This window comes from Acidobacteriota bacterium (assembly GCA_003225175.1).
In the GTDB taxonomy this organism is placed as follows: Bacteria; Acidobacteriota; Terriglobia; order Terriglobales; family Acidobacteriaceae; genus Gp1-AA112.
The window spans coordinates 1-23548 of sequence record QIBA01000075.1 but is presented as its reverse complement, the minus strand read 5'-3'; the positions used below and the strand labels follow the sequence as shown (position 1 = coordinate 23548).

Annotated in this window: 23 protein-coding genes and 3 tRNA genes; 11 read left to right on the top strand and 15 right to left on the bottom strand. The window is 55.4% G+C overall.

What is annotated here, in order from left to right; genetic code table 11:
* Positions 1 to 16: 16 nt before the first annotated feature.
* Both DMG62_21605 and DMG62_21600 read right to left on the bottom strand, forming a co-directional pair.
* A tRNA-His gene (locus DMG62_21605) sits at positions 17 to 92 on the bottom strand.
* A 152-nt stretch (positions 93 to 244) separates the two neighbouring features.
* On the bottom strand, positions 245 to 688 hold the full coding sequence (locus DMG62_21600) for a hypothetical protein (protein PYY20873.1): 444 nt from the start codon (positions 686 to 688) through the stop codon (positions 245 to 247).
* Between the two features lie 15 nt (positions 689 to 703).
* Here DMG62_21600 and DMG62_21595 point away from each other — a divergent pair, with 15 nt between their 5' ends.
* Complete coding sequence (locus tag DMG62_21595; protein PYY20872.1) at positions 704 to 994, top strand: hypothetical protein; 291 nt, start codon at positions 704 to 706, stop codon at positions 992 to 994.
* Between the two features lie 10 nt (positions 995 to 1004).
* Here the strand turns inward: DMG62_21595 and DMG62_21590 are convergent, their stop codons facing one another.
* Together DMG62_21590 and DMG62_21585 are read right to left on the bottom strand one after the other, a co-directional pair.
* The gene (locus DMG62_21590; GenBank protein ID PYY20871.1) at positions 1005 to 2093 is read right to left on the bottom strand and encodes a hypothetical protein; all 1089 of its coding nucleotides are present in this window, start codon (positions 2091 to 2093) and stop codon (positions 1005 to 1007) included.
* Positions 2093 to 3271 carry a hypothetical protein gene (locus DMG62_21585; GenBank protein ID PYY20870.1) on the bottom strand — a complete coding sequence of 393 codons (1179 nt, stop codon included), beginning with the start codon at positions 3269 to 3271 and terminating at the stop codon, positions 2093 to 2095. The genes DMG62_21590 and DMG62_21585 overlap by 1 nt, the downstream gene beginning before the upstream one ends.
* 107 nt (positions 3272 to 3378) lie before the next feature.
* Between DMG62_21585 and DMG62_21580 the strand changes: the two genes are divergently transcribed.
* From DMG62_21580 to DMG62_21570, 3 genes are all read left to right on the top strand, one after another.
* Positions 3379 to 4809: a cation transporter gene (locus DMG62_21580; GenBank protein PYY20869.1), complete on the top strand. Its 1431-nt coding sequence runs from the start codon at positions 3379 to 3381 to the stop codon at positions 4807 to 4809.
* A 157-nt stretch (positions 4810 to 4966) separates the two neighbouring features.
* Positions 4967 to 5122, top strand: a complete 156-nt coding sequence (locus tag DMG62_21575) for a hypothetical protein (GenBank protein ID PYY20875.1) — start codon at positions 4967 to 4969, stop codon at positions 5120 to 5122.
* On the top strand, positions 5079 to 6065 hold the full coding sequence (locus DMG62_21570; protein ID PYY20868.1) for a hypothetical protein: 987 nt from the start codon (positions 5079 to 5081) through the stop codon (positions 6063 to 6065). Before DMG62_21575 ends, DMG62_21570 begins: the two co-directional genes overlap by 44 nt.
* Here the strand turns inward: DMG62_21570 and DMG62_21565 are convergent.
* Genes DMG62_21565 through DMG62_21550 form a run of 4 tightly spaced genes read right to left on the bottom strand, consistent with a single transcriptional unit; the run spans position 5974 to position 11041 of the window.
* On the bottom strand, positions 5974 to 7083 hold the full coding sequence (locus DMG62_21565) for a hypothetical protein (GenBank protein PYY20867.1): 1110 nt from the start codon (positions 7081 to 7083) through the stop codon (positions 5974 to 5976). The genes DMG62_21570 and DMG62_21565 overlap by 92 nt on opposite strands.
* Positions 7080 to 7865 (bottom strand): 4Fe-4S ferredoxin, encoded by a 786-nt coding sequence (locus DMG62_21560; protein ID PYY20866.1) that lies wholly within the window; start codon positions 7863 to 7865, stop codon positions 7080 to 7082. The genes DMG62_21565 and DMG62_21560 overlap by 4 nt, the downstream gene beginning before the upstream one ends.
* Positions 7862 to 10468, bottom strand: a complete 2607-nt coding sequence (locus DMG62_21555; protein PYY20865.1) for a formate dehydrogenase — start codon at positions 10466 to 10468, stop codon at positions 7862 to 7864. Before DMG62_21555 ends, DMG62_21560 begins: the two co-directional genes overlap by 4 nt.
* A gap of 12 nt (positions 10469 to 10480) precedes the next feature.
* Positions 10481 to 11041, bottom strand: coding sequence for a dehydrogenase (locus DMG62_21550; protein PYY20864.1), 561 nt, complete (start codon positions 11039 to 11041; stop codon positions 10481 to 10483).
* Between the two features lie 133 nt (positions 11042 to 11174).
* On the opposite strand from DMG62_21550, the gene DMG62_21545 reads away from it, so the two are divergent.
* The gene (locus DMG62_21545) at positions 11175 to 12350 is read left to right on the top strand and encodes a pyridoxal phosphate-dependent aminotransferase (protein ID PYY20863.1); all 1176 of its coding nucleotides are present in this window, start codon (positions 11175 to 11177) and stop codon (positions 12348 to 12350) included.
* A 149-nt stretch (positions 12351 to 12499) separates the two neighbouring features.
* Positions 12500 to 12649, top strand: a complete 150-nt coding sequence (locus DMG62_21540) for a hypothetical protein (GenBank protein PYY20862.1) — start codon at positions 12500 to 12502, stop codon at positions 12647 to 12649.
* Between the two features lie 170 nt (positions 12650 to 12819).
* On the opposite strand, the gene DMG62_21535 is transcribed toward DMG62_21540, so the two are convergent.
* The 4 genes from DMG62_21535 to DMG62_21520 all read right to left on the bottom strand — a co-directional run bounded on the left by DMG62_21535 (position 12820) and on the right by DMG62_21520 (position 14878).
* Positions 12820 to 13452, bottom strand: coding sequence for an MBL fold metallo-hydrolase (locus DMG62_21535; protein PYY20861.1), 633 nt, complete (start codon positions 13450 to 13452; stop codon positions 12820 to 12822).
* A 72-nt stretch (positions 13453 to 13524) separates the two neighbouring features.
* Positions 13525 to 13869, bottom strand: coding sequence for a preprotein translocase subunit SecG (locus DMG62_21530; GenBank protein PYY20860.1), 345 nt, complete (start codon positions 13867 to 13869; stop codon positions 13525 to 13527).
* 98 nt (positions 13870 to 13967) lie between these two features.
* A tRNA-Leu gene (locus DMG62_21525) sits at positions 13968 to 14052 on the bottom strand.
* A gap of 76 nt (positions 14053 to 14128) precedes the next feature.
* Positions 14129 to 14878: a triose-phosphate isomerase gene (locus DMG62_21520; protein PYY20859.1), complete on the bottom strand. Its 750-nt coding sequence runs from the start codon at positions 14876 to 14878 to the stop codon at positions 14129 to 14131.
* Positions 14879 to 14892: 14 nt separating this feature from the next.
* On the opposite strand from DMG62_21520, the gene DMG62_21515 reads away from it, so the two are divergent.
* The gene (locus DMG62_21515; protein ID PYY20858.1) at positions 14893 to 15384 is read left to right on the top strand and encodes a hypothetical protein; all 492 of its coding nucleotides are present in this window, start codon (positions 14893 to 14895) and stop codon (positions 15382 to 15384) included.
* Here the strand turns inward: DMG62_21515 and pgk are convergent.
* Entirely contained in the window at positions 15381 to 16595 is a 1215-nt protein-coding gene (gene pgk, locus DMG62_21510; GenBank protein ID PYY20857.1) for a phosphoglycerate kinase, read from the bottom strand. The two genes, DMG62_21515 and pgk, sit on opposite strands and share 4 nt — an antisense overlap.
* 13 nt (positions 16596 to 16608) lie before the next feature.
* Complete coding sequence (gene gap, locus DMG62_21505; GenBank protein PYY20856.1) at positions 16609 to 17616, bottom strand: type I glyceraldehyde-3-phosphate dehydrogenase; 1008 nt, start codon at positions 17614 to 17616, stop codon at positions 16609 to 16611.
* A gap of 354 nt (positions 17617 to 17970) precedes the next feature.
* Between gap and DMG62_21500 the strand changes: the two genes are divergently transcribed.
* The 4 genes from DMG62_21500 (at position 17971) to DMG62_21485 (ending at position 21775) form a co-directional block, all read left to right on the top strand.
* Complete coding sequence (locus DMG62_21500) at positions 17971 to 18762, top strand: polynucleotide kinase (GenBank protein PYY20874.1); 792 nt, start codon at positions 17971 to 17973, stop codon at positions 18760 to 18762.
* A gap of 100 nt (positions 18763 to 18862) precedes the next feature.
* Positions 18863 to 18936: transfer RNA gene (locus tag DMG62_21495), tRNA-Gln, on the top strand.
* Between the two features lie 183 nt (positions 18937 to 19119).
* Positions 19120 to 20685, top strand: coding sequence for a phosphoglucomutase, alpha-D-glucose phosphate-specific (locus tag DMG62_21490; GenBank protein PYY20855.1), 1566 nt, complete (start codon positions 19120 to 19122; stop codon positions 20683 to 20685).
* A 343-nt stretch (positions 20686 to 21028) separates the two neighbouring features.
* Positions 21029 to 21775: a hypothetical protein gene (locus DMG62_21485; protein PYY20854.1), complete on the top strand. Its 747-nt coding sequence runs from the start codon at positions 21029 to 21031 to the stop codon at positions 21773 to 21775.
* 525 nt (positions 21776 to 22300) lie between these two features.
* Here the strand turns inward: DMG62_21485 and DMG62_21480 are convergent.
* Positions 22301 to 23548, bottom strand: a 1248-nt coding sequence (locus DMG62_21480) for a cell division protein FtsH (GenBank protein ID PYY20853.1), incomplete at its 5' end; no start/stop codon positions are given.

Here is a 23548-nt window from a genome sequence, read left to right as displayed (position 1 = left end):
TGCGTGAAGCAGAACTTGGGGTGGGTGATGGGAATCGAACCCACAACGTCCGGAGCCACAGTCCGGTGCTCTGCCAGTTGAGCTACACCCACCACATGTGGAAAGAAGAGTTGCGAGCAGAATTGGATTATAACAGGCGGTGCTCTGGAGCCTTCTTAAGGAGAGAGCAGAACCGGTGAAGTGCTGATGGAAATCGACGATGCCGGAATGGCTTGCGTCTTTCCCGCAACATCGGTCACGTTTTTCATTGCCAGGTCGCAGGCACCGCGAACTTTGTGGTTCCGTGTACGTTCCACACTATGTACTTTGGCGCTCCGCTCGGTGCAACCACGGGGCACTGCCACGTTCCGTCCGGAGTATTCGAACAGGAGATGCTCGAGTTGGCTAGCCATGCCTGTACTTGATTGAAAGCAATCGCTGCGGGAGTGGGTGTCTGGAAATCTGGACCCACGAACGAGATATGAACCCATGGGCCGCGATCGTCCCACGCGAACCACACGATTACGTTAATGCCCTCGGCGGCCTGCAGAATCATCGTGCGCGCGGTAAAGGCGGCTTCGTCTTGCTGTGTGGGGAAGCTTCCAAACGGTCCCCATCCGACTTCGGTGTCCCAAATTTCTTTCCCAAATTGGTGCGCGATGGCGAGCGTGGGTTCATAGATGTCTGTCACGCTATCTTCGGGTCGCATTTGTGTGTCGTAGAGGTGGTATGGCACGGCGTCGGAGAACTTGTCGCCACCGTTGGTGGTGGGGCACAACTGGCCACGATCGTTGCCATGGTGAACATCCTTCAGCTGCCGCGAGAGCTCGCCGTGAGCGCCGGAATTCTCTTATGGCTCGTCTGCTTCCACAGTGTGACTCCGATTGGATTACTCATCGCTCGCCGAGCTGACGTGTCATTGCAAACTAGTGGCGAAAAAGTGCGCCAGGACCAGGCTGTCACTCAGGAAGCGCAACCCTTGATCGATCCTTGCTACCAGGAGAACGCCGCTTAAGAATCTCTCGTTAGGAAACAGTTTCGGCTTGGGAAATTTCCGCAGGGGCTGGGGACAGACTGTCCGTAAGCGCAGCTTCGCTCGAATAGCGCACGATCTGGTGATACTCGTTGCCGGTTAATGCGTGCAATCTGGAAGTATCCATGGTGTAGGAGCCGATCAGATAAGGGAAAGCATCCGGGGGGATTGAAGTAACGCCCCAACTCCACATGATGTTTATTACCATGCGACAGAGGATCTCGGTTGGCAATCGCTTCAAATTCGTACCGGTCAGCTTCGAACATTGTTCCACGCTGAGCGGTTCACCGTCGCCGGCCACGTTCAGAACAGTGAGCGGCTCTCGTGATTTCGGGCGCCGCAACGACCATTCGATCACTCGAGCCACATCATCCACGTGTATAAATTGCAGCTGGTGTCGAAGATAAGCCTTTCCTGACGGAAGAAGCATCGGGAGGCGCTCTCCACGGCGTATCAGCATTTTCGCGAGTCGGCCAGTCCCGTAGGCCGTGCCTCGGACGCAATTGATCATGTAATTCTGCACGTTGGCTCCGGCAAAGATATGTGGCCGAAGGATGTATACTTCGCAGCCGCCTAAGTCGCGAGCTCGCGCCTGTACTGCGAGGTCGGCGTCCCTTTTGTGAATTGCATAGGCAAGCGTGTGCGCGTTCAAAGGATCATTTTCCCGCGCGGGCCGTTTGAGATTCGAGCCATAAACAGCCACACTGCTGAGATGTATGAACTTGGCAACGTGTCCGCCCATGCGGTTCGCTTCAGCAATCGCTTCCACAACACGGGCAGTGCCGGCGACGTTAATTCTCCACATCCGATCGCGATCGAGCACACCCATGCGAACTGGATCTAGAATGAAGGCCAGATGTACAACGCCGACCACCTTGCTTTCGCGAAGTATCTCCGCCATGCGCTGGCAGGAGGATTCTTGTCCGAGATCCACGTTTTCAAATTGGATCGGGATGGCGGAATCAACTGGAGGGCGAGCATCGAGCCCAATCACATTGAAGCCCTCAAGCAGCGGCAACAGAATCTTTCCGAGATTTCCGGAGATACCTGTTACCAGCAATGAGGGCTTCGTCGAAGCCATTATTTTTTCGGATTGGCGGATTGAGTCTGCGATGGATTTGCTCCAGTCGCGGGCGAAGCATTAGGCGCCGAATCGGCTTTCGGTTTGAGAGAGGGAGCGGCGGGCCGCGGCGCAGAGGCTTCAGCTCCGAAATACGAATCGTTGTAATCGGCCTTGCTGGCTTCCATGATTTTCTGCTGAGCGTCGGCCATACGTTGCTGCGCAAGGCGCTGCTTTATTTGATCCTTCACTTGATCCAGCGACAGTTGCTGTTTTGCATCGACCTTATAGATGACATATCCGGCGGTATCGCCGATCGCGTCAGAGATTTCTCCTGCTTTTAGAGAGAAAACTTTTTGCTCCTGCGCAGGAGGCAAAGCACCGCGACGCCTGGCTCCGAATTTGGTGGCGGGAGGTTGGGTTGTGCTTTTCAGTTGTTCGTAGACAGTCTTTTGAATCTTTTCTGGGTCTCCTCCACTCGCAAGTTGTTGACGAGCATTGTCGGCGATGGCCTTTGGGTCTGGAGCGGGCTGCGCGACAGTCTTCGATTCTGGGGCGGAGGGCTGGCTCGACGACGCTTCAGTGGGATTGCGAGGTATGAATATGCGAGTGAGAGTGACCTCCTCAAAGGCTGCGGAATTCTTGTCGTAATAAGCCTTAACATCGGCATCGCTTACGTTCGACGCTTCGGCTTGGATCTTGCGCTGAGCATTTTGCGCCAGCAACTGCAAACGCATGAACGCCAATTGTTCACTGAAATCCGGATCTCTGTCAGCTCCGAGCTTCACGCCCTCATTAGCGGCAGTCACGAGCTGCGCGTAAATCGTTGCGATTCGGCGTGGATTACTGCCAGGCGGTGCGATTTTCATAACCTTCTCAAACTCTGCCCGAGTAATCTGCGTCTTGCAGTCGGAAGGGGAACCGGACGATGTCGCGCCGGCATTGTCTTTCGCAGCAGCTGGAGGCCGGGGAGCCGCTTTGGGTAATCCATTGAGCGCAACGTCGCAGACCCCGTTAATGGTGATCACTGATGCATTGGCCGGAACATTGGATTTAATTTGAGCCGCCGCAGGTGGAGCACTTTGAATCGGGCCAGCACTTGGAGCAACCGATTTCGCGGAATTCGGCGCAGCTTGAGCTATTGCAATAGCACAGATTGAGATCTGTAGAAACGAGATTAGGAACGTGGAACGAATCAAAATGCCTCCAGAGATTCAAAAGGGGGAAGCATTCGATGCTAGCACATGGAAAGAGAATGTTCAGGTTCTACTTGCTAAGCCGGGTTTAAGATGATGATACCGATCTGATGGCCGCTTCCTACATTTCTTCCCCGGAAAGTATGCGCCTGGAGAAGCGCTCCGTGGCGCGAAACTCCGTGCTCGCGGCCATCGCCATGACCGCGCTGAAGATCATCGTGGGCTTCGCGACCGGAAGCCTAGGACTTATCTCGGAAGCAGCGCATTCTGCGCTTGATCTCATTGCGGCAGTCATCACTTTCTTTTCTGTCGGAGTATCCGATAAACCCGCGGATGCTGATCATCAATACGGGCACGGCAAAGTGGAGAATTTTTCTGCCTTCATTGAAACGGGACTGCTGCTGATCACATGCGTGTGGATTGTTACGGAAGCGATCCGCCGTCTCTTTTTCCATCACCACACCGTGGTAGAGCCCTCGGTTGCGGCCTTCGCTGTGCTGTTCCTATCGATGGGCGTTGATTACTGGCGTTCCCGGGCGCTTGGCAAAACGGCACTTCGATACGACAGCCAGGCGCTTGAGGCCGATGCGCTGCACTTCACCACCGACATCTGGTCCAGTGGCGTTGTCGTAGTCGGTCTTGCGCTCGTATGGCTGGGCCGATCACTGGGAATTCCATGGTTGCGAGTCGCCGATCCCATTGCGGCTCTGGCGGTTGCCGGCGTGATCATCTACGTCAGTTCACGTCTTGCACGGCAAACCATTGATGCGTTACTGGACGCAGCTCCGATAGGCGTTCGAGGCCAGATTGTGCGCGAAGTAGAGAGCGTTCCGGGCATTCTGGATGTAGACCGTGTTCGCGTCCGGCGAGCAGGCAATCGCTATTTCGCTGAAGTACAGGTTGCGCTGAATCGCAACGCAACGCTGCAACACTCAGAGCACATGTCAAGCTCTGTGACCGATGCCGTGCATCGCGTGCTTCCGGATGCCGATGTCACGATTCGTGCTTTTCCCCGCGCGACAGGAGCAGAAAGCATCTTCGACCGAATCCGCGCGGTTGCTGGGCGGCACAACCTGAGCGTGCATGATGTGAACGTTCAGGACTTGAATGGAAAGCTGCACGTGGAACAGCACCTCGAGCTCGATGAGCGGCTGTCACTCAAAAATGCTCACGACTTTGTCACAGTGCTCGAAGCCGAGATGCGCGACGAGGTGCCTGAGATCGATTCCATACTGACGCATATTGAGAGTGACTCCGCGACCATCGAACCCGGCGATCCAACGTTTCGCAACACGGCACTCGAACACAGACTCCGTCGGATTGTCGCTGAATTTCCTGAGATTATCGATCTGCATGAAGTGGTCCTGAAGCGCGTACGTGATCGGCTTTATCTTTCCTGTCACACAACGTTGCCGGACGATCTTTCACTTTCCCAGGTTCACGATATTTCGACAGCTCTCGAAATTCGCTTCAAACAGGCAGCACCGGAACTCTTTAAGGTACTGATCCATACCGAGCCGCAGACCGATAATCGGCGATGATAATCTGCAGCTCGGTTGTTGACGTTTGCGATTTTCGTGAGCACCGACGGCCAAGGAAGAATCGAATAAAGATATGCAGAAGCCTAAAGTCGTAGTATTCAGTCAGCCCGGCTGACCGCCGTGCCGTGTTGCTGAGGCCTTCCTCTCGGAGAGAGGAATCGACTTTGAAGTCCGCGACGTCTCCACTAATTTTTCGGCCGTCAGGGAACTAGTCGAGAAGTATCAGAGCCGCTCTACTCCTACAATCGTCGTTGGCGACCAGGTGATGATTGGCTTCGATCCGCAGCGGCTGGAAAAAATGCTTCAATCTTGACGCCGCCAAGTTAGAAGGGTACTTGCTCATCACTGCCGCAGCATTCTGCTACGGAGCTTCGGCAGCGCTCGGTAAAGCCGTCTTCAACGGGACTGGATGGCTACGCGGGGCTCACATCGAGCCGCTCATCCTCTCGCAAACGCGATCGACCTTCGCTTTGTTAGTGCTACTTCCGGTACTGCTCATCGCACGCGGTCCTGGTGTGCTGAAGGCAAGCCGGCGCACATTGCTCATGTGCGGCGCCATGGGAGTACTGGGAATTTGCGGCGCCAACTTCTTCTACTATTACGCGATCGCAAACAGTACGGTCGCTACTGCCATCACGGTTCAATACACCGCTCCAGTTTGGGTATACGCATACGGCCTTGCCGCGGGGCGCGATCGAGCTACCTGGTTGCGAAGCATCGCCGTAATCCTTGACTTTCTGGGATGTGGACTTGTGGCTCTCGCTGGCCCTCAAGCTCAGTTCCGAAGTGGCACAATCGGGATTCTGGCTGCATTGGGGGCGGCGTTTTCGTATTCGTTCTACAACCTGATCGGGGCTGATCTGCTCGCGCGATCTTCGCGGTGGCTTGTGCTCTTCTACACATTACTTGCGGCAAGCCTCTTCTGGCTAATTGTTAATCCGCCATGGAAGGCCATTGCACAGCACTACTCAAGCCGGGAGTGGTTGTTTCTTTTCGGATTCGCGATGGTTTCGATGCTGATTCCCTTCGCGCTATATCTAGGCGGTCTTCGGCTACTTGATCCGACCAGTGCTATTGTGACCAGTTGCCTCGAACCGGTCTTTGCGAGCGTGCTCGCGGCAATGTTTGTAAGTGAGGGGTTAAGTGTTTGGCAAGTTCTCGGGATCACGCTCGTACTGAGTCAATCTTTACTGATTCAATTGCCAACCGACGGTGCTGCTCGGAGTCAATCTGCAGCGGCAGACGATAATCTTTAGCTGATGCATGCCCTGCTCGAATCCAGCCGAGGCGGGTGAGGAAAGATCCAGCGATTGTCGCTGCTGATGCTGCCCGTACGAGCTGTCGAGAGCGCCGCTCTCCGGCAAGTGTCGCGGCCACGCGCAGCGCGAGCGGTAAAGGACCAGATAGCATGCCACCCAGACGGGTGATCACGCCACTCATACCCTTCTTCAAAGGCTCGTTTGCAGGTTTGAGTGCAGTCTCGAGTCTCACGCCTTCTATCGTTTCTCCCAGAGAGGCCGCAATTCCCAGCATGTTCAAAGAGCGGCTATCCTCATGGCCTATCATTTGAAGTGTTGAAACACCAGCGCCAAGGCCGGAGAGGGCGAAGTGAATGGGCAACGAGTCGATATTCTCGTTCCACACTGGGATTGCTGTAGCTCCTATCAGTACGCCGGTGTAAGTGGCCATCCCAAGACCTAACAGTGCAGAGAACAGTCCTGAGGTGCTCTCGAAAATCTTCAAGATTGCCCCTGGGCGATGTTGTCGTAAAGAGTTCGCGACTTTGGCCAGCACCGTTGCCGTAGCGAACGCGCTTACGATGTAAACACCCACAGACATTGGACTCTGCACCTTGAAAACGCGCAGCATGTTGAGGAAGCGGGAACGAACGCCGAGGTCAGAGATCAGCAGTGCAGGAGTGAGCACCGATCCGACAGCAGCGATCGTGCGCCCATCACGGACGATTTCAGCTTTGACTCCCGTCATCTGCGCAAACTGCGCAACTACGGCGGCTGCCCCGGCCGCGCCACCGACGAAGAAGTAAACCGGGATCTCCCAGCTCCACTGAGGCTCTTTTAGCATCGGAATGGCGTAGTAACCGGCGGTGGGACTTGCCATCGGAATCGGAGAGCCTGCGGGACTGATTCCGATGTCCTGAATTTGTCCGCTCTGGAGAGCTTGCGAGCGGATCGCCTCAAGACGGCGCTCGCGGCGCAAGAAATCAATTTCGGGATCGCTGGTTTGTTTGCGCTGAGAAAGTGTGGGTCCCTTCATCGCCTGCCTCCGCCGAGGAAAGCCAGAAGCGTTCCGAAAGCCAGCATGCCGGCGCCGACCGCGGCCGATTTCCAACCTTGCTTTGCATAAATCGTCGGAATCTCAGGCTGGGGTGGCAAATTGTATTGGCGTGGGTCGCCTCGAGTGATGAAGAACGCGTGGAGTCCTCCTATGCTGGTGTCGACCGGATCGTAGAGTGCGGCATCGGCCATCCCCATCGAGTGGAGATCTTCAATGCGACGCTTTGCTTCAACGCGTAATTCATCCAAGGTTCCGAATTTGATGGACTCCGTCGGACAAGCATGAGCGCAGGCTGGAATCAGTCCCACCTTCTGTCGGTCGTAGCAGAACGTACACTTAAACGCTCGACCATCTTCTTTATTGCGCTGAATTACACCGAATGGGCAGGCTACTACGCAGTACGAGCATCCATTGCAAATGTCCGGCTGTACGTACACACTGCCAAATTCAGTTCGTACAATCGAACCCGTTGGACAAGCCTCGAGGCATCCCGCATTTTCGCAGTGTTTGCAAACGTCCGAAGAAAAAGTCCACGACGCATGCTCGGGGCTATTGCCACCATGGCCTATTTCGGGAGGATGCTCGACAAATTTCACATGGCGCCACGTTGAATGCCCCAGGGCGCCGGTGTTGTCGTAGGAGAAGCCACTCCAATTCAGGCCGTCGTCCCCGAGATCATTCCACTCTTTGCACGCAACCTCGCATGCTTTGCAGCCGATGCAGAGCGTGGAGTCGGTGAGAAATGCAGTGACGCCGCTCATGCTGTCTCCCTCATTCTTGCGTGCAATTCATCGAGCGCCGCCTTGCCTCGCGCCCGGCGTCCCGGGCGTATGAAGCACGTCAAAGCTTTTGTTTCCATGATGCGCACGTTGGGCTCTTCGTTCATGGCGAGCAGCTCATTTGCGGAGTCTCCGGTAGCAATTCCGCGCGAGCCCCAATGATAAGGAACACCGACTTCATACACTCGTTTTCCTTGTACAGTGAATGGACGCACGCGGGGCGTGACCATCGCGCGAGCCTCGATGATTCCGCGCGGACTGATGATCGTCGCATAGCCGCCGTGCTCAATGCCGAACTCTTCGGCCATTTCCGGCGAGATTTCACAGAAAAACTCGGGCTGCAATTCTGCAAGGTGTGATAACGTCCGGCTCATTCCACCGGCAGTATGATGCTCTGTCAGCCGGTATGTTGTGAGCACATGGGGGAAGCGCTCGTCGCATGGGAAGGCGTATGGGTTTTCCGTACGCTCCATCTTGTCCGCAGTCGGGTTGAACGGCCGCTTCGGATAAAGCGCATTGGGAACGACTGGTTCCAGCGGTTCATAATGGGTCGGCAGCGGACCATCCTTCAGGCCGCTGGAAACCCACAGCCACCCCACACCATCAGGATGCATGATGAAGGGCTGATCTCCTGCAATGGCTTCCATCCCTTCAGCCTGTTGAGATGGGCGATGGTTGGGAGGAGTGTCCTTTCTAAAGTCGGGAACGTCGTGGCCGGTCCATTCGCGCTTGTTCTCATCCCACCACACTAGCTTCTTCCGCTCGCTCCACGGCCTTCCGTCAGGACGCGCCGAAGCACGGTTATAAAGAATGCGGCGATCAGACGGCCATGAGTAGCCCCAGCCATGACCAAGATAATCTGTCGGTTTGCGTGAATTTGCGCGGTTGACTCCCGGTTGCGGATGAATGCCTGAATAAATCCAGCAGCCACTGGCTGTGCTGCCATCCGCTTGCAGCTCGGTGTACTCGCGAATAAGCTCGCGGTTTGCGGTCTTATATCCGTTGATTTCGGACACGACTGCGTCAATCACCGGCTCAGCGTGCGCACCCTGCGTAGGATAGTCCCACGTGAGCGCATTCAATCCAACATTGCGCGGGAGAGGCTCGGCTTTGGCTTTCGCCTTCATTCGCCGTCCCAGGTGATACATGAACCAGGTCTCACTGCGGCAATCGCCCGGCGGTTCGATTGCTTTTTGATGGAACTGAATCAGGCGTTGCGTATTGGTGAAGCTTCCCTCCTTCTCCACATGCGAGGCAGCAGGGAAGAAGAAGATTTCGGTCCCGATGTCTTCCGGCCTGAGTTCTCCGCGCTCCACTTCAGGCGAGTCGTACCAGAACGAAGCGGTTTCTGTTTCGACGAACTCACGAACAACCAGCCATTTGAGTTTGCTCAAGGCCTTACGCTGCAAGCCTGCGTTTGCTGCACCAACAGCCGGATTCTGCCCCATGACGAACAGTCCTTCCATCTTGCCATCCATCATGTCCATCCAGTAGCCGAGCTCTGAGTGATCCCCAGTTACCCGCGGCAGCCAGTCAAAGCCAAAGGCATTTTCCTTTTTTGCTTCGTCGCCATACCAGGCTTTCAGGAGACTGACGATGTATTTGTCGAAGTTGCTCCACCATCCTGCGTTGCTGCGATGGCGCTTGATGTATTGTCGGAGCGTATCCGCGTCGCTGTCCCAAAATGGCATTGGCAGGTAGCCGGGTAGAGTGTCGTACAACGTAGGAATATCGGTGGATCCCTGAATGCTCGCGTGTCCGCGGAGAGCAAGAATTCCCCCTCCCGGCCGTCCAATGTTTCCCAATAAGAGTTGAAGTATGCAGGCGGCGCGGATGATCTGTACCCCGGTCGAGTGCTGAGTCCATCCAACGGCATAGCAAATCGCACCCGTCTTTTCTGGTCCGGAAGCATTCGAGAAAATCTCGGCCACTTTGAGGAACTGTTGTTTGGGAACACCGCAGACACTTTCAACCATCTCTGGTGTGTAACGCGTGAAGTGCCGCTTAAGCACATTAAAGACACAGAGCGGATGCTGGAGCATGGGATCGGAATCGTGCTTGTGAACGTCGCCTGCCTCGCCCCCCCGATCTTTTCCGTGACCTCCGCCGGCTTGAGCGTGTCCCGGATGGACGGCATCTGGCTTTTCTGGCGTCCCTTTGTAGAGCCAGGTCTCAGGCGAATATTTTTTCTTTTCTTCATCCCAGCCGGAGAAAACGCCATCGAGGTCGTCCGGAAGCTTCATGTCGTCGCGAAGAATCGTAGCTGCGTTCGTGTAGTGCTTCACGTACTCGCGGAACTCTTTTCCGTGTTCGAGTACGTAATGAATCAGTCCACCAAGAAAGACGATGTCGCTGCCGGAACGCATCGGAACCCAGATATCCGACATCGCAGAAGTGCGAGTGAAGCGAGGATCGACGTGGATGATGGTCGCACCACGCTTGCGTGCCTCAATCACCCATTGGAAGCCGACGGGATGATTCTCCGCCATCGACGATCCCATAATGAGAATGGCATCGGAATTTGCCAGGTCCTGTTGTGCGGTGGTCGCACCGCCGCGTCCGAACGAGGTACCCAAACTGGGCACCGTGGAGCTGTGTCATATACGCGCCTGATTGCTCAGGCAGACCATGCCCAAACCGGCGGTGAACAGTTTCTTGATTAAGTAATTTTCTTCGATGTCCAGGGTGGCGCCGCCGAGATGACCAATCGCCTTCGTGTGCATCACCGCGCGATCATCTTTCTTCTCCAAAAAAGTATCTTCGCGTGACTTCCATAACCGATCGGCGACCATATTCATGGCTTGTTCGAGGTCAAGACTCTCCCACTCTCGCGAGAAGGGGCGGCGATACTTCACCTTTAGCTCTCGTCCGGGATGGGTGACCAGTTCGAAACTATCAGCGCCTTTGGGACACAGATGCCCGCGAGAGATAGGAGACTCAGGATCTCCCTCGATACTGATCAGCTTGCCATTTTTATGAAACGCGAGCTGTCCGCAGCCAACGCCGCAATAAGGGCAAACCGAACGCGCCACCTGCGCACCATCGAACTTTGGCTTCAGGTTGCGCGTTCTATCACTCATCGCTTCGGGACCAGTGCCATCTGCGCCGGTTTTGATCTGTTGCAGCAAAGGCCAATTGGAGAGGAAAGCTTTCAGCATGGGAGCCTCAGGATCGCGATAACTCTAGTGAGAATTCCGCAAAGCAAGGAGAGGTTGCCATTGAAGAAGAGTGTTGCTCATCGCACTCCAGCCGGGCGCAGGATGGATGAGCGATTTGTTACAGTGAACGCTCATGTTCGCGCGCAGAACGGAGTGGAATCTTGTAGAAAATCGGTTCGCAGAAACTTTGCGGAGCGCTCGCGCAAGTGGAGCTGAGCTCCTCGACCTGACGGTCTCGAATCCTACACGTTGCAACTTCAAGTTCGATTCGGAAAGGATCCTAACGGCGCTCTCCCACGCTGGGTCGCTCAACTATGATCCCGACGCGCAAGGGCTGCTCCTGGCGCGTAAAGCTGTCGCGGAGTATTACAACGCAAGCAAAGTTCGCGGCAACGCAGCGCCCGGGCTACCAGAGCAGATCTTTCTGACGACGAGCACAAGCGAGGCATATTCATACCTCTTTCGATTGCTCTGCGATCCCGGAGACGAGGTTCTCGTGCCTCGCCCGAGTTATCCCCTGTTCGACTATCTCGCAGACATACAGGACATCCATTTGCGTGCGTATGAACTTTTCTATGACCACGGGTGGCACGTTGACTTCGGAGGATTGCAGAGACTGGTCACAGGGCGCACACGTGCAGTGCTCGTTGTGAATCCTAACAATCCGACGGGCTCGTTCGTGCAGGGCAGCGAACTCGACCAGCTGACTTCTTTTTGTCGCCAGTGGGATCTAGCTCTCATCTCGGACGAGGTCTTTCTCGATTATGAAGTCGAGGGCGCTGCCGACGTGAGCGCAGCCTTTTCTACTGAGTGCCTTTCTTTTGCGTTGAGCGGATTGTCAAAGATTTCCTGTCTGCCGCAGATGAAGTTGGCATGGATTGTGCTGAATGGCCCTGAGCACGTACGAGCGGAAGCTCACGCACGACTACAATTGATCTCCGATACTTATCTTTCTGTGAACGCGCCGATTCAGCATGCGGCGCAGGAACTGCTGAAACAGAAAGACCAACTTCAACCCCAGTTGGTACAGCGAGTGCGTGCCAATCTAAAATTTCTGGATCAACATCTCAGAACAGCTCAAAGTATTCAGAGGCTGAAAGTTGAAGGTGGTTGGTATGCCATCGTACGGATTCCGGCCAAGAAGTCAGATGAGGATGTTGCGATTGAACTGATAAGCCGTGCAGGGGTCGTCGTGCACCCCGGACACTTTTACGACTTTCCGCATGAAGGTTATCTTGTTGTGAGTCTGATCACTCCGGAAGATCAGTTTCAAAAAGGAATCAGGGCAACGCTGGAGATTGCCGCGTAAATTCAGAAACAAGATCTTTTTGCCTACGTGGTTCCGCTGCCCTCGCCGGGCACTGCTTCAGGCGCACAGAAAGCAGCAGCATACTAAAAGTTAAATTCCGGCACAGGGCGGCCGGAGCCACGTAGGCAAAACCCTGCATCTCACCGAGCATGATTCGCAAACTAAAATCTGGAGAGTATCGGCTGTACTCTCGAAAGAAGAATTCCAAAACCGGTAAACGGCGCAACCTGGGTACGTTTTCCTCGAAGCAAAAAGCCGAAGCTCACGAACGCGCCGTGCAGTATTTTAAGCGCCATTGATTGGAGAGAACATGGCTAGCAGCAAACAAAGAGCCGCAGCGAGACGGAATATCAAGAAGGCTGCCAGTGCAGCAAGACGAAAACGAACGATCTCACATCTGCCCAAATCTACTCGAACCGCTTTGGGAAAAGAAGGAGCAAAGGCCGCAAAACGCAGCCGCTAGGTCGGGCTAGCGTTTCGTGAGGAACGGATTGCTCTGCCGTTCTTCTCCGATCGTAGTCAACGAGCCATGGCCAGGGACTACAACCGTCTCGTCGGGCAGTGCGAGCACTCGGTCGTGCAACGATGCAATGATCTTGTTGAATGAGCCGCCCGGCAAGTCAGTGCGTCCGATACTTCCTGCGAAAAGCGTATCTCCCGCGATGAGCTTATGCTCAGCGGGGAAGTAGAGGCAGGTGCTTCCTTCGGTGTGTCCGGGAGTGTGCATCGCCACCGCTTGGATTGTGCCGCAGTAAAGCGTGTCTTGATCTTCCAAGCTTTGATCGATTTCGACTGCACCAGGAGATGGAGTGCCGATCCAGGCCGCCTGTACGTCCAGCATCTTTAGCAGCGCGTAATCATTTTTGTTCAGCAGAATGGGCGCGTTCGTTGCGCGCTTCAGCTTCATCGCACCCCCCACATGATCGATGTGCGCGTGCGTCACAATGATCTGCTTGAGGTTGAGCTGATGTCGTTTCAGCACCTCGAGCACCCGGTCAACTTCGTCACCCGGGTCGATGACCAATGCCTGCCGTGTGCCCTCGTCTCCGATGACCGAACAATTACATCCGAGCATTCCGACAGGGAAGATTTCGTGAATCACCTGCGCTCCTCAAAGCTGAAAGCCTCCCGCGGGAGGCTTTCAATACGATCTGACGATCCATCTGGAGTGGGATTATCTCGTTACCGGCTGGGGTTCAGTATTCGATCCCTTAGCTGGAGCTCCCGGCTGCGCCGGAGCAGTGTTCTGCGTTGCAGGTTTGTATCCCTGCATTACAGAGTTGCTGGTCCTGCGGCTCATCATCACGGAAAGCGTGATGGAAGTGACCATGAAGATCACGGCAGACCACGTGGTCGCCTTCGTGAGAACGTTGGCCGCGGACCGAGGCCCAAAAGCTGTCTGCGAACCCATTCCGCCAAAGGCCGCAGCGACATCGGCGCTCTTTCCGCTCTGGAGCAGTACGACAATAACAATAAACGCGCAAACTAGGACGTGGATGGCTACGATGACATAAAGCATTTCGTGACGGTTACCTTCTATGTGTCCGTGACTTGCCGATCCTTAAGTTGCTGATTGATTCCTACAGCGAGGATCCCTGCAAGGTGGGACAAATCTTATGGTGCGGAAGGGGGGACTTGAACCCCCATGCCTTTCGGCGCCACCCCCTCAAGATGGTGTGTCTGCCAATTTCACCACTTCCGCACGCTGGTGACGCGAGGCTATAAAGCAGTATAGCAGAGCTTTGGAAGCCCCAATCCGGGACGCAGTGTCGAAGCCACTACCACTTCACGATGGCAGCAAAGGACTTAGGATCGAGGCTGGCTGCGCCGACCAGAGCCCCGTCGATCTCCTCCTGCGACATCAGAGCGTGGGCGTTCTCAGGCTTAACGCTCCCGCCGTAGATAATTCGCAATTGCCGGGCAACTTCGCTCCCGATGGCCTTTGCAGCTTCGCCTCGAATGAAGTTGTGAGCGTTCGCAGCGATTTCTGGCGTGGCCGTCTTGCCTGTTCCGATTGCCCAAACTGGCTCATAAGCTATGCAGAACTTGTCGACATCCGCGCCGGAGATCTCGCGCAACGCAGCGCCGACTTGGCGGCGCAGGATGCTCTCTGTTAGCCCGGATTCGCGCTCTTCGAAAAGTTCCCCAACGCAGACAATGGCCTTCAGCCCGTCAGCAAGGGCACCGCGTAGCTTCCGATTGACTCCGACGTCCGTCTCGCCAAAGTACTGTCTGCGTTCCGAGTGGCCGATAAGGACCTGCTTGCAGCCTATGCATTTCAGCATGTCTGCAGAAACTTCGCCGGTGAATGCGCCCTGCTTCTCCCAGTGCATATTCTGAGCGCCAACTTCTATCTGTGTACCGGCGACAGCCTCCAACGTGGGCGGAATACTAATAAAAGGAGGGAAGAGAGCGACATCATCGCGATCATGGCCGGCGATCAATGGCTTGAACTCTCGCACAAAAGCTCGTGCATCGTCAGGAGCTTTGTACATCTTCCAGTTAGCTGCAATCAGTTTTTTTCGCATGAGCTAAAATCGAAATGCAGGTCAATTCTCCTCGATATCAGGATTTGGGGATGGGCAGACGGTCGGAGGAAGATTTTCACTTCAAGTCATGGGCCAGCGTTATCGTGGTTGCGTCCGTTGTTTCCGCTGTTGGTCTCCTGTTTGATCGACTGCTGATCCGCGAAGGCGTACCGCGCTACGACCTCATGGCGATTTCGAACGCGCTCACCGGGATCGTAGCGGGGGCATTCTTCTGGCAAGCCAAACGTCTCGAACAGGAGCGGCGCCAGTTCATTCGTGAGCGCTTGCACGCCATCTCCGAAATGAACCATCACATTCGCAACGCGCTTCAGGTGATTGCGCTCTACTCAGGCAAGCAATCCGATGATCAAGCGGTAGCTGCCGTCGGACAAGCCGTAAACCGCATTGAGTGGGCGCTTAGCGAAGTGCTGCCAGCCCAATTACTGAGTGAATCTCTCTCCGCGAACCTGCCCGCTCAACTCGATTCCCGAATCATCAAGCATTAGCTCTTGTTGTTCAGCGCCTCGACTCCTGGCAGCTTCTTGCCTTCGAGAAACTCCAAGGAGGCTCCGCCGCCGGTGGATATATGCGAGATCTTGTCGGCAACGCCTGCTTGATGCACTGCAGCCACCGAGTCTCCGCCTCCGACAATCGAAGTGGCGTCTTCGTTACCGGCGATCGCTTGAGCAATCTTCCTTGTGCCGGTCGCGAAGGATGAAGTTTCGAAAACGCCCATCGGTCCGTTCCACACAATCGTACCCGCATCGGCAATCTGCTCTGCGTACAGCTTGACCGTTTTGGGACCAATATCTAATCCCATGTAGCCCTCGGGAATCGGCTGATCGCCGTCAATCGTTTTGGTCGGTATATCGTTCTCGATCTTCATCGCGACGACATCATCTACTGGAAGCAGAAGCGTGACGCCGCGCTCATTCGCTTCGTGCAGCAGTTCGTTTGCCAGGTTGAGCTTATCGTGTTCGACCAACGATTTGCCCACTTCACGCCCCTGAGCTTTCTGGAATGTGTAGGCCATAGCTCCACCGATGAGAAGCGCGTCTACCTTTCCCATTAGATTCTTGATCACGCCGATCTTGTCGGAAACTTTGGCGCCGCCGATGATCGCGATGAACGGGCGTTTGGGATCGTGTAACGCTTGTCCGAGATACTCCAATTCCCTCTGCATGAGGAAACCGGCGGCGGATTTATTAATGAACTTCGTGATGCCTGCGGTCGACGCATGCGCACGGTGTGCCGCGCCAAACGCGTCATTGACGTAAAAATCTGCAAGCTTCGCAAGCGCCCGGGCGAAGCTCTCGTCATTGGCTTCTTCTTCCGGATGGAAGCGCAGGTTCTCGAGCAGCAAAGTTTGCCCGCTCTCGAGGCGGGTGGAAAGTTCCTCCGCTTCGATTCCCACGCAGTCGGGAGAGAAGCCGACGTTGCAGCTGCTCTCCAAAATGTTGTCGAGCAGCATGCGCAAGCGCTCAGCTACGGGTTTAAGACTCATCCTGGCGTTCGGTTTCCCCTTTGGACGTCCCAGATGCGATGCCAGGATCAGCTTCGCACGATTGCGGATCGCATATTCCAAAGTGGGAAGAGTCTCTCGGATACGAGTGTCGTCAGTGACGCGACCCTCTTCCGAGAGCGGCACATTGAAGTCAACACGTACAAAGACTCGCTTGTCTCTCAGCGGTAGATCTCTGATCGAGAGCTTGTGCATAAGCGGCTCCGGGCTAGAGTCCCTTCTTGGCCATGAACTCAATGAGGTCGCGGACACGGCAGGAGTACCCCCATTCATTGTCGTACCAGGAAATAACTTTCACGCAATTGCCCATTACTACTCGGGTCATGGGTGAATCGACGATCGAAGAGCGGGAGTCGCCGCGGAAATCTATCGAAACGAGCTCTCCGTCCTCAACTCCGAGGATTCCTTTCAGCGATCCCCCCGCGGCTTCCTTCATGGCGGCGTTCACCTCTTCAGCGCTTGTCTTCTTTTCCGTGAACACCACCAGATCGACTACCGAAACGTTGGGAGTAGGCACGCGCATGGCAAAGCCATCGAGCTTGCCCTTCAGCTCCGGAATTACAAGATGCAGCGCCTTGGCCGCGCCGGTGGAGGTCGGAATCATCGATAGTCCGGCGGCGCGAGCTCGGCGCAGGTCCTTGTGCGGGAAGTCCAGGATGACTTGATCGTTGGTGTAAGAGTGGATCGTCGTCATCGTGCCACTCTGAATTGTGAATTTGTCGTGAACAATCTTCGCCACCGGTGCCAGGCAGTTTGTAGTGCAGGAGGCGTTGGACACGATGTGATGCTTTACCGGATCGTACTTGCCTTCGTTTACGCCCAATACAATGGTGATGTCTTCATTCTTCGCTGGCGCTGAGATAATCACCTTCTTCACGCTTCCACGCAGATGTTTTCGCGCGGCTTCGGCTTCCGTAAATCTTCCGGTCGATTCGACGACGATCTGCGCTCCGACCGACTCCCAATTCAGATTGGCGGGATCCTTTTCTGCAAAAACCTTCATCTTCTTATTGCCTACGCTGATGCAGCCGTCACTTGCACTTACATTCTCCTCGAGATTGCCCAAGACGGAGTCATATTTGAGCAAATGTGCCAGCGTCTTTGCGTCTGTGAGATCGTTGACCGCTACGAATTCAATGGTTGGACTCTTGAGAGCGGTGCGGACTACGTTGCGCCCGATACGTCCAAAACCGTTGATACCGACTCTAATTGCCATTAGCTCTCCAAGTGTTCGCTGTCTGAAAGAGTTCGCGAACACAAATGATTCTGGAATGAAAAGTCGCGATCAGCTCCTAGTGCTCCTATTGTGATCGCCTGTACAGATGAAACAAAAATCGTAAATCACAAAGCCCGATGGCGCAAAACTGTTCTGGTTATCATTTCGAAGCATCGCGCTAGTTAACAGCCTAGCAGTGCGACGGAATTCTCACGGCCGCAAACTGTGCGGAGGTTCGGAATGACAAAAGAGACTCCCCGTACTCCATGCCCTCTGTGTTCAAAGCTGTGCCTGTTTGCTCGTCGCACCAAATTGTGTTACAAGCCGTGAATGCGCAATTGGGTGCGCGAGCGAATGCGCCGTAGAGGCAAGAAGACAAAGAACGAGTCCGAATCCACGGGCAAAGTGGGCCAGGAAAAGCCGAAAGTAGCGCCTGGTCAACCGGCTCCGCTGCAACCTTCGTATTACCCAGAACCGGCTGTAAATATCGAGAGTAAACCTGCTTTTGCGCGGGAATCGCGCTCCTATGCGGACGATCGGATGCAGATCGTTACGCAGCCCGAATCACCTTCAACTCCTCCTGCCTCCTCCGATGAGATTCTCCGACAACCTGCAACACCGGCTCCGACTCCGGCAGCAGTACCACAGGAACGAAGAGCGCCACGCGGCGTAGTAGTGCTCGCGATCGGACTTCCGGGATCGGGCAAGACAACCTGGTTCAAACGCCGTGGCGTAACCCCTCTTTCCAGCGATCTGCTACGAACTATCCTCTTTGACGACATCACCGAACAACGGTATCAGGGACTGGTGTTCTCCACCTTGCGGTCACTACTCCGGGCGCGGCTGATCGCGAAGATGCCCTGGAATTATGTGGACGCTACGAATCTTTCTCCCCACGAACGTCGGCAGTGGATCAAGATGGCACGCAGCTTCGGTTACGAAGTGCAGGCCCTGTTTTTCGACGTCCCACTCGAGGTCTGCCTCGAGCGCAACAGTCGCCGCGAGCGTGCGGTGCAGGAAGAGGTAATGCGGCGCATGGCCGAGAAGCTTCGTCCACCTTCTTTTAAGGAGGGATTCGCAAAAATTGTGGTAGTCCGGGTAAAGAAACAGGATGGTGATTCAAGCGATGGCCGCTCTTTGCAATAGAGATTTGACCGTCCCTCGGACGCATCATAAAATCAGTTGAGTTCCTCCATCCGGACGGGCGATCCACCCCGTCCCCGGCAGCCGCGTAGTTCTAAGACACTGCCCCCTCGTTCAACGGCAGGACAGCTGACTCTGGATCAGCATATCGGGGTTCGAATCCCTGGGGGGCAGCCAAATTATCCGTGTCACGTTAGGGTCAGCAATCCGCGCGAAGACGACGGATTTTCTTGCATCCACAGCCGGCTCATCGAGCACGTGATTCCGCCGTTCACGATTGCCAGAAGCTGGCAGTTCAGCAAGAATTTTCAGGTGCACCGCGCCATTGCCGAATTGGCATCGGATATTAGAAGGTGAACCATGTCCCACGCCATAGAAACCCATCCGCCTGTTAGCGCATCGCCGACTGCGACAGTGTCACCTCTTGCCGGCAAACCAGCTCCACGCGAAATATTGATTGATCCAGCTCGGCTCGAAAAACAGTATTTCGAGCGCCAGCCTGACCTCAGCGATCCTAGCCAACTCGTGAGCTTCGGCACTAGTGGACACCGCGGCACGCCCTCCCATGGGACATTCACCGAGGCCCACATTCTGGCCATCACACAGGCAATTTGCGAGTACCGGAAGGGGCAGGGGACCGACGGTCCGGTATACATGGGGAAGGACACTCATGCATTGTCAGGCATCGCGCAACGCACCGCGCTGGAAGTGCTGGCTGCCAACAACGTGGAGACGGTGATCCAGCAAGCTGACGGTGTAACTCCGACTCCGGTGGTCTCGCGAGCCATTCTCGTTTACAACCGAAATCGTAAAGAACATCTGGCCGACGGCATTCTCATCACCCCGTCTCACAATCCTCCGGAAGACGGAGGCTTCAAGTACAACCCGCCGAACGGCGGTCCCGCCGATACCGACGCAACCCGCTGGATTCAGGATCGCGCCAACGAATTGTTGCGTGCAGCAAACCGCGAGGTAAAGCGCGTCGCGTTTGACAAAGCCATCAAAGCTGCGAGCACACATCAGGAAGATTTCGTTCTGCCTTACGTTCGCGATCTCAAGAGCGTTGTCGATATGGAGGCCATTCGCGACGCTCGCCTCAAGCTTGCGGTCGATCCTCTGGGCGGAGCCTCGCGCCCGTTTTTCATGACTGTCGATCACGACGGCAAGATTCGTATGGATTGCTCCAGTCCTTATGCGATGGCCAGACTGGTGGGCCTCAAAGACAAGTACCAGGTAGCATTTGCCAACGATCCCGACGCGGACCGGCATGGAATCGTCACTCCGTCCGCGGGGCTCATGAATCCGAACCATTACCTGGCAGTTGCCATCCAATACCTGCTCACGCATCGTTCGCAATGGCGCGCGGATGTCGCTGTGGGAAAAACCCTGGTAAGCAGCAGCATGATCGACAAAGTAGTGAAAAAGCTTGGCCGCGAACTGCGCGAAGTGCCCGTAGGTTTCAAGTGGTTCGTTTCGGGACTCGTCGATGGCTCCTACTGCTTCGGAGGAGAAGAGAGCGCCGGCGCAAGCTTCCTTCGCCGCGACGGAACCGTCTGGACCACCGACAAAGATGGACTCATCCTGAATTTGCTCTCCGCCGAGATCACCGCCCGCACGCAGAAGGATCCCGAGGAACACTTTCGGGAATTGACAAGTGAGTTTGGCACTCCCTATTACACCCGCATCGACGCTCCGGCCACACATGAACAGGCGATTACTGCCAAGCTGACCAAAGCTCCAGCCAACCAGGCTCCCATCGGCGGGCTAAAAGTTGTGGCACAAAGCGGATGGTTCGCCGCCCGACCCTCGGGCACAGAAAACATCTACAAGATCTACGCCGAGAGTTTTAAGAGCGAGTCGCATCTGAATGCAATCGTGAGCGAAGCCCAGCAGATCGTGAACAACGCCCTCGACTCCGAAGGCTAGAGACGGAGTCGAATGGGCTTGGCTGTTTGCTGCACCCGACGACGTCCCGCCACTATTGCTTAACTTCCCCCCGCTACTGCTTAACTTCACCCCCCGCTACCGCAGGGGGTTCTGCTACTTCACCCGATCTCCCCGGTCCCCTCAGCTCTGCCCTGCTCTGGGACATATTCCCGCCCTCGACGGCTGCTCCCGAATTGGGGCAACATACACCGTTTCACGCCCTTCTTACATATAAGGTCGCGGGATTTCCGCACTGCTCCTTCGTCTTCGGCGGAAGTGGGCGGAGCGCAGGCAGCTCGCCCAATTCCCGACCACATAAGGAGAGACGAAACATGAAACTCAGATCCCAGGTACTCACGGTTGTCCTGGCGTGCGCCACTTATGGCGTCGCTCAGACAACCACTCCAGACCAGAGTCAACAGACGCCGTCCCAGACGCCGTCATCGACTGCAACCACGCAGCAGCAAACCCAGCAGCAGCCCTCGAACCAGTCGGCGACGACTCCCAGCAGCAGTCAACAGCAATCGCCAAGTCAGATGCCTTCAGCATCGTCTTCGCCGAGCAGCACCGGACAGCAATCACCCAGTCAGGTGACACCGGCTCAGGCGCGGGGAACCTGAATATCAACAATGACGTGCAGAACAAGGTGCAAACTGCCATCCAGCAGGACACCTCGATCTCACAGAACGCCAACGTAAGCGTAAACGTCCAGAACAATCAGCTGGTGTTGACGGGAAGCGTCCCAAATGAGGAAGCCAAACGCCGCGCCGAACAGATCGCGCAATCGACTGCGGCCAGCAGCGGACTCACTGTAGTGAACCAGCTAAGCGTCGCCAACGCCAGCACCTCCACCACGGCAGGAGCCAACACGTGTCCGTGTCCGCAAGGTAGCTCAGCCGCAGTGACCAGCACGCAAGGCGCAACCGCCAGCGGCCTGCCGCAAAGCGACATTAACCAGACCAACGCTCCGGCAACCACGGATCAAAACGCAAAGAACAAGCACCACAAACACAAGAAAGGCGACAAAGATAAGGATAAGGACAAGAATCAGAATCAAGCCAACCCTCAGGGCAACTCCAATCCTCGGTAAGAAAACAAATTCCTGCTGATTAAAGGCGGCGCAATGCGCCGCCTTTTTTTGTGCCGTTCGCGGGCGCCGGTTCCCAGCTATCCTGTGATCCTGAGCGACGCGAAGGGTCTGCGTTTGCCTTCCCTCTTGCTAACCGCTAATCGCTTATCGCTGATTCCTGCCTTCGCTTCTTCCTAATCGCTAATTGCTCATCGCTGCCCTCGCCATCCTGAGCGGAGGAGGGACCCGCGCGTTTGGGGCCCCGTCGAGCGCTGGTGTTGCCCTCGATGGGGTCAGCGCGGGGGACGCCGGAGTCGAAGGATCTTTTGTATTGGTTTTGGCTGCTTCCCCTTTTTGCACTGTTATCTCGAGCTAAGCGAGGGATCTGCTGTTGCCTTCCCTTATTGCTTATCGCTAATTGCTTATTGCTGCTTTTCTCCGACAGAGCGCCCGCCTAGGTCATCCTGCTGCGCGAGAGTTCCAGATCAGGCTGTTTTCTTTCGGTTTGCCCCGGCTTTTTGCCGTGACCGCCTAAAACGTATGAGCCTAATTGCTGGAAACGACGAATGAGCTGCGCATACCGGCCAGCTCTGATCCGGTTCCTCCGAGAAGCTTCAGATTGAGAGCTCCACCTGTGAAGACCATTTCCTCCAGGGCCGAATCTACCGACGATGATCGAAGCCGTCCATCGTCTGCGTTCTCGAAGTGAAACTGAGCTGAGCGCCTCATCAATTCCTTGATAAAAGCAGCGCTTGTTCCCTTAGTCTTGCTCACGGTGGACGAAATCACGTCGCCATCGATCTCTAGCCCACGGGAGTAAAGGCGGATGAGCTTGGCGCGACCATCTTCATCAGGTAGCGGAAATTCGATAGCTTGGTCGATTCTTCCTGGTCGGGCGGTCAATGCAGACTCGAGATTGTCTGGCCGGTTCGTTGTCAGAATAAAGATGACTTCCGCGTCTTCCCTCAACCCATCCATCTCGTTGAGCAGTTTGTTCAGCAGCGCCTCCTGAAACGGAGTTCCAATGTGGTCGCGCGAACGCGCAATGAGATCGACATCTTCGATGATCATGATCGAGGGCTGCAAGAACCGAGCCAACCGAAAATATTCGCCGATGCAAGCCACTTGCTCGGCGGTGACGAGCAAAGTTGTGTGGCCCGGAAGCTCCGACGCGAGATAGTGAATGGTGTGCGTCTTTCCGGTGCCTGGCGGTCCGTAGAACAGAAGCCCTTTCTTCGCGGAGAAGTTGCGATCCTTTATCTGGTCGCGAACACTGACAAATTTGTGAATGTTTCGCTCGAGGAGAGCCAGTGTCTTTTGCGGAAGGATGACTTGGTCTTGTGTGACTTTGTGCAGACGATGGACTTTCACCGTCCCTCCAAAACCTGCAAAGCGCTGTTCTTGTTCGAGCGAGATTACGCGCCCGCGATACGCTCGGCCGGCGTTGACTCCGATCTCAACCTGTCGAAAGAACGCCTGTGAAAACTCCGAACCTGCTTCACCGGAGGGTATGGCGATTTCGACCAGCACACCAGCCGGACAGCCGTGTTGAATCGACGGCCCCATCAGCACTGCGTACGGCATGCGGGCTTCGGTGGCGAGCCAAAGGCCGTTCTTCAGGCACCGAACCGGCTCGGCCTCACCGATATCGATCTCGTCATGTTGCAAAGGGCCGATCTCAGTGGGTATCGGAGAAGGACTGAGCAGCTGGGCTAGCCCTGTGCTCTCATGTCCCATAATGGAGTGGATTCCAAATAGTTGACAGGCCGACTTTCTGGCAAAGAAGTCATTCAG